Raw genomic sequence first — 9,564 nt, 5'->3', positions numbered from 1 at the left:
TCCTACACAGTGTTTTGAGTTGGCTATGGATGTTGTGACGACACAAATCCAATGTGGGAGCGGGCTTGCTCGCGAACGCGGAGTGTCAGTTACCGGTGATGCTGGATGACCGGCCTCTTCGCGAGCAAGCCCGCTCCCACAGTATTTCAGGTTGGCCATGGGTGTTGTGGTCGACACAAGTCCCCTGTGGGAGCTGGCCTGCCAGCGAGGGCGGTGACGAATGGCAGGGGGGAGGACAGTTGCTCCCACATTTTGAAATGCATTCTGATGGGGGAGCGGGCTTGCTCGCGAAGAGGCCCGGAAAACCAACGCAAACCTGACTGAAACTCCTCCTGCGACACCCCGCCACGCCACGACCTTGGTCGACACTGACTAACCCCTGCCATCGTGCGAGACTGTCTGTCCGGGCGGGAGGCCCGGGTGTCCCTGTTTACCCTGGAGTCCCCATGTCGCTGTCCAGCGGGCTGATCGCCGCCGTCGCCCTGGCCTATATGGCCATCATGTTCGCCATCGCCTTCTACGGCGACCGTCGCAGCGCGCCCTTGCCGCCACGGGTGCGTGCCTGGGTGTACAGCCTGTCGCTGGCGGTCTACTGCACCAGTTGGACCTTCTTCGGTGCAGTGGGCCAGGCCGCTGAACAGCTGTGGTCATTCCTGCCGATTTACCTGGGGCCGATCCTGCTGCTGCTCGGCGCGCCCTGGGTCCTGCAAAAAATGGTGATGATCAGCAAGCAGGAGAACATCACCTCCATCGCCGACTTCATCGCCGCGCGCTACGGCAAATCCCAGTCGCTGGCCGTGGTGGTGGCGCTGATCTGCCTGGTGGGCGTGCTGCCCTACATCGCCTTGCAGCTCAAGGGCATCGTGCTCGGCGTGAACCTGCTGATCGGCGCCGGTGCCGATGCCATGGGGGTCCGCGCCCAGGACACTGCGCTGGTGGTGTCGCTGGTACTGGCGTTGTTCACCATCGTCTTCGGTACCCGCAACCTCGACGCCACGGAACACCACCGGGGCATGGTGCTGGCGATCGCCTTCGAATCGCTGGTCAAGCTGTTCGCGTTCCTGGCCGTCGGCGCCTACGTGACGTTCGGGCTGTATGACGGCTTCGATGATCTGTTCAACCAGGCCATGCTCGCTCCGCGCCTGGAGGAGTACTGGAAGGAAACCGTCAACTGGCCCTCGATGGTGGTGCAGACCGGGGTGGCGATGATGGCGATCATCTGCCTGCCACGGCAATTCCAGATGACCGTGGTGGAAAACATCGATCCTCAGGATTTGCGCCTGGCCAAATGGGTGTTCCCCGCCTACCTGGCCCTGGCGGCCTTGTTTGTCGTACCGATTGCCCTGGCGGGACAGATGCTGCTGCCAGGCTCGGTGCTGCCGGACTCCTTCGTGATCAGCCTGCCGCTGGCCCAGGCGCACCCGGCCCTGGCGCTGCTGGCGTTTATCGGTGGCGCGTCGGCAGCCACCGGCATGGTGATCGTCGCCAGCGTCGCGCTGTCGACCATGGTCTCCAACGACATGCTGCTGCCCTGGCTGCTGCGTCGCAACAACGCTGAGCGCCCGTTCGAAGTGTTCCGCCAGTGGATGCTGTCGGTGCGTCGCGTCAGCATCGTGGTGATTCTGCTGCTGGCCTACGTCAGCTATCGGCTGTTGGGTTCGACCGCCAGTCTGGCCACCATCGGCCAGATCGCCTTCGCCGCCGTGACGCAACTGGCGCCGGCCATGCTCGGTGCCTTGTACTGGAAACAGGCCAACCGGCGCGGTGTGTTCGCCGGTATCGCCACCGGAACCTTCCTGTGGTTCTACACCCTGATTCTGCCGATCGCCGCCAACAGCCTCGGTTTGCCATTGAGCAACTTCCCGGGCCTGGCCTGGTTGCACAGCAACCCGCTGAACCTGCCGATCACGCCGCTGACCCAGGGCGTGGTGCTGTCCCTGGCCGGCAACTTCACGCTGTTCGCCTGGGTCTCGGTACTGTCGCGCACTCGGGTGTCGGAACACTGGCAGGCCGGGCGTTTCATCGGTCAGGAAATCAGCGCTCGGCCCAGCGCCCGCTCGATGCTGGCGGTGCAAATCGACGATCTGCTGCAACTGGCAGCGCGCTTCGTCGGTGAAGAGCGCGCCCGTCAGAGCTTCATCCGCTTCGCCTACCGCCAGGGCAAGGGCTTCAACCCGAACCAGAACGCCGACAGTGAGTGGATTGCCCATACCGAGCGCTTGCTGGCCGGCGTATTGGGCGCCTCCTCCACCCGTGCCGTGGTGAAAGCCGCCATCGAAGGTCGGGAGATGCAACTGGAGGACGTCGTGCGCATCGCCGACGAAGCCTCGGAGGTGCTGCAATTCAACCGGGCGTTGCTGCAAGGGGCGATCGAGAACATCACCCAGGGCATCAGCGTGGTCGACCAGTCGCTCAAACTGGTGGCCTGGAACCGTCGTTACCTGGAACTGTTCAATTACCCCGATGGCCTGATCAGCGTCGGCCGGCCGATTGCCGACATCATTCGCCACAACGCCGAGCGCGGCCTGTGCGGCCCCGGTGAAGCCGAAGTGCACGTCGCCAGGCGCCTGCACTGGATGCGCCAGGGCCGGGCGCACACCTCCGAGCGGCTGTTCCCCAATGGCCGGGTGATCGAGCTGATCGGCAACCCGATGCCCGGTGGCGGTTTCGTCATGAGTTTCACCGACATCACCCCGTTCCGCGAAGCCGAGTACGCGCTGACCGAAGCCAACGAAGGCCTGGAGCAGCGGGTGGCCGAGCGCACCCATGAACTGTCGCAGCTCAACGTCGCCCTGACCGAAGCCAAGGGCACCGCCGAAGCGGCCAACCAGTCGAAAACCCGCTTCCTGGCCGCGGTCAGCCATGACCTGATGCAACCCTTGAATGCTGCGCGATTGTTCTCCGCCGCCCTGACGCATCAGGAAGAGGGCCTGTCCGCCGAGGCGCAGAAACTGGTGCAGCATCTGGACAGTTCGCTGCGTTCGGCCGAAGACTTGATCAGCGACCTGCTGGACATCTCGCGCCTGGAAAACGGCAAGATCAACCCCGACGCCAAGCCTTTTGCCCTCAGCGAACTGTTCGACACTCTGGGCGCCGAGTTCCAGGCGCTGGCGCGCGATCAGGGCCTTGAGTTTCGCGTCAGGGGCAGCAAGCTGCGCATCGAAAGCGATATCAAACTGCTGCGCAGGATCCTGCAGAACTTCCTCACCAACGCCTTCCGTTATGCCAAAGGCCCGGTGCTGCTGGGGGTTCGCCGTCGTGAGGGCGAGCTGTGCCTGGAAGTCTGGGACCGTGGGCCGGGCATTCCGGAAGACAAGCAGCAGGTGATTTTCGAAGAATTCAAACGTCTGGACAGCCACCAGACCCGCGCCGAAAAAGGCCTGGGCCTGGGCCTGGCGATTGCCGACGGTCTGTGTCGCGTACTGGGGCACAGCTTGCGCGTGCGTTCATGGCCGGGACGGGGCAGCGTGTTCAGTGTCCGCGTGCCCTTGGCCAAGGCGCCCGCCTCGATCCCGACCAAGGCGGCCGAACTCAATGGCAAGCTGCTCGGCGGTGCGCAGGTGCTGTGCATCGACAATGAAGACAGCATCCTGATCGGCATGAACAGTTTGTTGACGCGCTGGGGTTGTCAGGTCTGGACCGCGCGCAACCGTGAAGAGTGCGCGGCGCTGCTCGCAGAGGGCCTGCGGCCGCAATTGGCGCTGGTGGATTACCACCTGGACGATGGGGAAACCGGTACGGAGTTGATGGCCTGGTTGCGTACCCGGTTGGGCGAGCCGGTGCCCGGCGTGGTGATCAGTGCCGACGGCCGCCCGGAGACCATGGCCCAGGTGCACGCGGCAGGGCTCGATTACTTGGCCAAACCAGTGAGGCCGGCGGCGTTGCGGGCGTTGTTGAGTCGGCATTTGCCGTTGTAGCAACGCCCTGAGGCGGGTCACAACCCTGTGGTGGGGGCGCTTCATTGACGCGAATGTCGCCGTGCGACGAGCTATTGCGGCAACTCCACCAGACCATCCACATCCGTCATCGCCCGCTCCAGCAGATCCGCCGGCAGGCTCTTGCTGGCCCTTGCCCCAAGCAATTTCAACTGCTCGCTGCGACTGACCAGGTTGCCGCGCCCCTCTGTCAGCTTGTTGCGCGCCGAGCTGTAGGCTTTATCCAGTTGCTGCAGGCGATTGCCGACCTCGTCCAGATCCTGGATGAACAACACGAACTTGTCGTACAGCCACCCGGCCCGCTCGGCGATTTCCCGGGCATTCTGGCTTTGGCGCTCCTGTTTCCACAGGCTGTCGATCACCCGCAGAGTCGCCAGCAAAGTGGTCGGGCTGACGATCACGATGTTGCGGTCGAAGGCCTCCTGGAACAGGGTCGGCTCGTGCTGCAACGCGGCCGAAAACGCCGCTTCGATCGGCACGAACAGCAGCACGAAATCCAGGCTGTGCAACCCATCGAGGCGCTTGTAATCCTTGCCGGCCAGGCCTTTGACGTGATTGCGCAGCGACAGTACGTGCTGCTTGATGGCGATCTGGCCAATGCCTTCATCGTCGGCGGCGACGTATTGCTGATAAGCGGTAAGACTGACCTTGGAGTCGACCACCACTTGCTTGTCGCCCGGCAGATAAATGATCACGTCAGGCTGGAACCGCTCGCCGTCCGGCCCCTTGAGATTCACCTGGGTCTGATACTCGCGGCCTTTTTCCAGCCCGGCATGTTCGAGCACCCGCTCCAGAATCAACTCGCCCCAGTTACCCTGGGTTTTCTGCCCTTTCAAGGCGCGGGTCAGGTTGGTGGCTTCATCGCTCAGGCGCAGATTCAGCGCCTGCAGACGCTCCAGTTCCTTGGCCAACGAGAAGCGCTCCCGGGCTTCGGCCTGATAGCTTTCTTCCACACGTTTTTCAAAGGACTGGATGCGCTCCTTCAACGGGTCGAGCAACTGCCCCAGACGCTGCTGGCTGGTTTCGGCAAAACGCTGTTCGCGCTCATCGAAAATTTTCCCGGCCAGTTCAGCGAACTGCGCCCGCAATTCATCCCGGGAACCCTGGAGGTCGTTGAGGCGTTGCTGATGGCTTTCCTGCTGCTCGCGCAACTCGGCGTTGAGCGAAGCGGCCTGGGCGTCCAGTCGACGCAATTCCGCTTCCTTGCCGGCGCGTTCGATGTTCCAGGCGTGGGCGGCGTCGCGCGCATCGTCACGTTCGATCTGCAGCAGTTCGACTTCGCGGCGCAAGGCGGCCAACTCGGCCTGTTTGGCGCCATTGGCCAGGCCGAGATCGGCAATTTCATCGCGGCTGGCTTCCAGTTGCGCGGTCAGGCCGTCCTGCGCCAGTTGCGCCATGGCCAGCCGCTCTTGCAGCAGCGCCACATCAGCCTGTGCCACGTTCGTCTTGCGCTGAAGTTGCCAGGCCAACACCAGCAACGGCAGTGCAGCCCCCGCCAGACCGAGCAATGCGCTGGTCAAGTCCATCGCCATAGCCATTCCTGCCATTGAAATAAAGCCTGAAGGTTAACCAAGGCGCCAGGTCTTGGACAGCTCAGTCTTCGAGCAGGCCCAGCTCCCGTTGCGCGCGCTGATCCCCGGCCCGAGCGGCCTGGCGCAAAAGGTCCTGGCCGATCCGACGGTCCCGGGCATTGCCGCACTCACGGCACATCAGCTGTCCGAGACGGCTTTGCGCAGCCACTACCCCGTCCCGGGCCGGTTGTTTGAGCAAACGGCCGGCGATGTGTTTGACACTGGTGTTTTCGCCCAGGTGTGGACTGTCCAGCAACCACTCTGCTACACGCATCGAAAAGCGCCTGGTGGGAGTCGCGGGGGAGTTTTTTGAGAGAGATGAACCGGTGGGTGTACGAAACTTCATAAAGCACTGTGGGCAGATCGCGGGGCGCGCCACTCTACTCTTTTTTTCTTACAGGTAAAGGTCAAAAAAATCCCGGCACGCCCGTGCTAGAGCAAGCGCTCGGGACAATCCACAGAAGCTGTGGATAACTCAGTGGACAACCGCCCCTGAAGTCTCGCAAAGCCCTGTGGAATGGGGCCTGCAGTCAAACTGACGATTTTTTCACCAGTTAAAAAAAGCGATGTTTTTCATTGACTTAAATTTTGGTTACAGGCACCCACTGCGCTTGAACGCTGGATGACAGGGGTGTGACAGACCACGCAAATAATGTGCACAAGTACCTTCGCAGTGGTTATATCGCGGTGCATTTTTGGCGTGTTCGGGCTTTCAAGTTGGGGATAACCCAGGGCAAACCTGCGATCCAGGCTTGTTCGGAGGGCTGAAAGAGACCTACCGTTCGTCGAAAGGATCAAAAGGTCGCAGCCTCGTTGGACTCGCAAGTGCCTTCGGGTGATCCACCAAAACGGCGATGAATTCAGCCGATGGTCGGCGTTTTTGTTAGCACGCTTTCTTTCTTCAATACGTTCGGTTACTATCCGCGGCGTTAGTACCAAGCTGAAAGTCAATTCTGGTCGAACAAATCCCCCCGGTCAGCCTCCCCACAGGAAGCCTTGCACCGAACAAGCGGGATCGACCACCTCGATGGTTTCCAGGTAAATCTTGCGCCAACACAGCCTTTGAATCGAATGCAAAGGGTGTTGCCAGGTTCACTTACTCTGACCAAACCAGCCTGCAAATTGATCAGGATCTTCACCCCGGGCCCAGAACCTTTGCCCTCGATGTGTTGCCTGCCCTCCTAAGTACCTACCTGCCAGCCCAAGCGCGCCAATTATCAGCGCTTCAAACTGGCTGCTTTGTTCCAGTCGGGTTCTTCGTTCGACCAACGGTGGTCGACGTTACTGGAACGTTTTAATTTTGCACGGCTCTGATCCGTGTCGCTTGTAGGAACACCCATGACTATGTCTACTCAAATCCACACTCAGGATGCCATCCGCACCCTAACCAACGCTTTTGCACCGATGAACTGCCTGATCATGGCCGCTCGCAAAGGCTGCTTCAGCTTTACCCTGGTCAACGAACACGGCATCGCCCGTCACAGCGAACGCCTGTACCCCGATCAATACTCCAGCGCCGAGCCGCTGCAGGCCGTGATCGAGCGTACCCGTCAGGCACTGGTTGCCTGACTCGCCAGCAAGGCTGAAACATCGAAGCCCCGCCCGAAAAGCGGGGCTTTTTGTTGCCCCACATTTGAGCTTTGCGAGCCCGGAGTTAAGCACCAACCGATATAACGGTTATAACTGGCAGCCGGAAATATTTTAAAAACAGACCTTTACGCGCTGAATATGACACTACACTTCAACTCAAGCGGCTTGTGCCGCTTCCGGCGAGCCTGATTCGATCCACTGCTGCCAAGCCCACCCTTCAGGTATCGCCGACCATTTAGAGTTTCGAGGGTTATATGGGTATCGCTGCCAGCGAACTGTGCCGCTATGTGATCCGTCCGACATTGATCTACCTGGGACGCCATAGCGCAACCGCCGAATCCCTGCTGCTGGGCATTGCCGCCAGCCAGTCTGCCTTGGGGTCGGCACTTCATGATCGCCGGGGACATGGCCTGTACCGTATCGCCGAACCTCGCCATCAGGCGCTCTGGGACCATTACCTGGCACTCGATCCCGAGCGCGCCAGTCTGGTTCGCGGCCTGGCCAGTCAGCATGCCTTTCTCAGTGGTCCGCACCTGGAGTTGACCGTCAACCTGCGTTACGCCACAGCCATCGCCTGGCTGCTGGTCGAAGAACAGAACACTCCCCTCCCCGAAGCCGGCGATCTGTTGGCAATGGCTCGCATCTGGCGCCAGACCTTTCAGCCTCAAGGACGCCTCAGGGACTTCACCTGCGCCTGGCAGACCTGTGTTTCACCGCTGAATCAGGTAGCCTGCTGATCTCACCCGGATCCAAAGTTCGCTCATTGGGGGGCGAATCTGGTCGGATTGTCCTACAAAACCGCTCTAAATCAAGCGATACAGCCTATAGCGCTGCGACGAAAATGTTGGTAATTTTCGCCCCGGTGATCACCAGGAGTTCTAATAATGAAAAAAGTAATGCTCAAAACCACCATTAGCCTCGCCGTTGCCATGGCATCCACCCAGATCTTCGCGAGTGGCTTTGCCCTGAACGAACAAAGCATCAGCGGGATGGGTACAGGTTTTGCCGGGCGATCTTCTTCTGCCGACGACGCATCCACCATTTTTGGCAACCCTGCCGGCATGTCTCGCCTCAAGCGCGAACAAGTGACCGGCGGTGTCGCATTCATCGACGCGCACACTGATATCAGCGATGCCAACTCCCGTCCGAACGGTGGCTCCAACAAAGGTGACATGGTCCCTTTCATGGGCGTGCCGATGGGCTACTACGTCAAGCCGATCGATGACCAGTGGGCCGTCGGTTTCGGCGTGTACGCTCCGTTCGGCCTGGTGACCGACTACGAGAACGGCTTCGCCGGCCGTTACTTCGGCAGCAAGAGCGAAGTCAAGATCGTGACCCTGCAGCCAACTGTCAGCTATGCCTTCAACGACAAGGTGTCGATCGGTTTTGGTCCGACCATCAACCGCATCGACGGCAAACTGGAATCCAACCTCTCGCTGAACCCGGCGGCTCCGGACGGCAGCGTCAAGATCAAGGGTGACGATACCGCTGTCGGCTACAACATCGGCATCCTGGTTCAAGCTCTGGAAAGCACTCGCCTGGGCCTGACCTACCACTCGAAAGTGAAGTACAAGCTAGACGGTGACACCAAGGTCAACTACGGCCTGCTGGCAGCGCTGGGCCAGAACCCCAACCAGAAGTTCGACGCCTCCCTGGACCTGACCACGCCGGAGTCTGTTGACTTCTCCGTGACCCATCAGTTGAACGACCAGTGGACACTCTACGCAGGCAGCACCTGGACTCGCTGGAGCCGCCTGAAAGACATCACCGTCGAGAACGAAGGCGTACCGGCAGCACTGGCCGCGCGCGGTTTTGGCACCATCACCGAAGAGCAGAACTGGCACGACACCTGGGCGCACGCCATCGGTGCTTCCTATCAGTTGAACAAGCAGTGGGTGCTGCGTACCGGTCTGTCCGTGGACCAGGCACCCACCAACAACGAAAACCGCTCCCCACGCATCCCGACGGGCGATCGCACGATCTTCAGCCTGGGCGCCGGCTGGAGCCCGACCGACGACCTGACCATCGACGTAGCGTACTCGTACCTGCATGAAGAGTCGGTCCACGTGAACGACAACAACGGCCGCCAGGCCTACAGCGCCAAGTATGAAAACTCGGCGAACGGCTTCGGTGTCGGTGCTACCTACCGCTTCTGATAACCGCTTGAATCAAAAAGCCCCGCGTTCCTGTGCAGAACGCGGGGCTTTTTTGTGGGCGCAATTGTCCTGTAGGAGCGAGCTTGCTCGCGAAGCAGCTGAGAACACCGCGGGGCATCAGACGCCCAGCATTATCGTTGACGACCATCGCGAGCAAGCTCGCTCCTACAGGGGAATGCGTACGGCCATGAGGCCGAGCGTTAGCTCGCCTGCTCCTGATCTTGATCCACCCGCCCCTTCGGTAGGCTGAGTGGAGGCGTTCAGCCGGGGATTGGCGCGCAGCGCCGTGCGGCGAAGCCGCACACATTGCAT

6 protein-coding genes are annotated in these 9,564 nt (G+C 60.9%); 4 read left to right on the top strand and 2 right to left on the bottom strand.

From position 1 onward, the window contains the following. Positions 1 to 446: 446 nt before the first annotated feature. A complete protein-coding gene (locus B0W55_RS27205; RefSeq protein ID WP_077048998.1) occupies positions 447 to 3,917 on the top strand; it encodes a hybrid sensor histidine kinase/response regulator in 3,471 nt (1,156 codons plus the stop codon). Positions 3,918 to 3,988: 71 nt separating this feature from the next. Here B0W55_RS27205 and rmuC read toward each other — a convergent pair whose 3' ends face one another. Further along, complete coding sequence (gene rmuC / locus B0W55_RS27200) at positions 3,989 to 5,353, bottom strand: DNA recombination protein RmuC (protein ID WP_175645576.1); 1,365 nt, start codon at positions 5,351 to 5,353, stop codon at positions 3,989 to 3,991. Between the two features lie 175 nt (positions 5,354 to 5,528). Further along, complete coding sequence (locus B0W55_RS27195; protein WP_077048999.1) at positions 5,529 to 5,852, bottom strand: hypothetical protein; 324 nt, start codon at positions 5,850 to 5,852, stop codon at positions 5,529 to 5,531. A 998-nt stretch (positions 5,853 to 6,850) separates the two neighbouring features. On the opposite strand from B0W55_RS27195, the gene B0W55_RS27185 reads away from it, so the two are divergent. The 3 genes from B0W55_RS27185 (at position 6,851) to B0W55_RS27175 (ending at position 9,252) form a co-directional block, all read left to right on the top strand. After that, entirely contained in the window at positions 6,851 to 7,075 is a 225-nt protein-coding gene (locus tag B0W55_RS27185) for a hypothetical protein (protein WP_007898912.1), read from the top strand. A 275-nt stretch (positions 7,076 to 7,350) separates the two neighbouring features. Beyond that, positions 7,351 to 7,833 carry a hypothetical protein gene (locus B0W55_RS27180; protein WP_077048996.1) on the top strand — a complete coding sequence of 161 codons (483 nt, stop codon included), beginning with the start codon at positions 7,351 to 7,353 and terminating at the stop codon, positions 7,831 to 7,833. Positions 7,834 to 7,980: 147 nt separating this feature from the next. Next, positions 7,981 to 9,252 (top strand): OmpP1/FadL family transporter, encoded by a 1,272-nt coding sequence (locus B0W55_RS27175; RefSeq protein WP_077048995.1) that lies wholly within the window; start codon positions 7,981 to 7,983, stop codon positions 9,250 to 9,252. Positions 9,253 to 9,564 lie beyond the last annotated feature (312 nt).

It is taken from the genome of Pseudomonas sp. KK4, from assembly GCF_001984065.1.
In the GTDB taxonomy this organism is placed as follows: domain Bacteria; phylum Pseudomonadota; class Gammaproteobacteria; order Pseudomonadales; family Pseudomonadaceae; genus Aquipseudomonas.
This window is presented reverse-complemented; position numbering and strand designations above follow the sequence as displayed.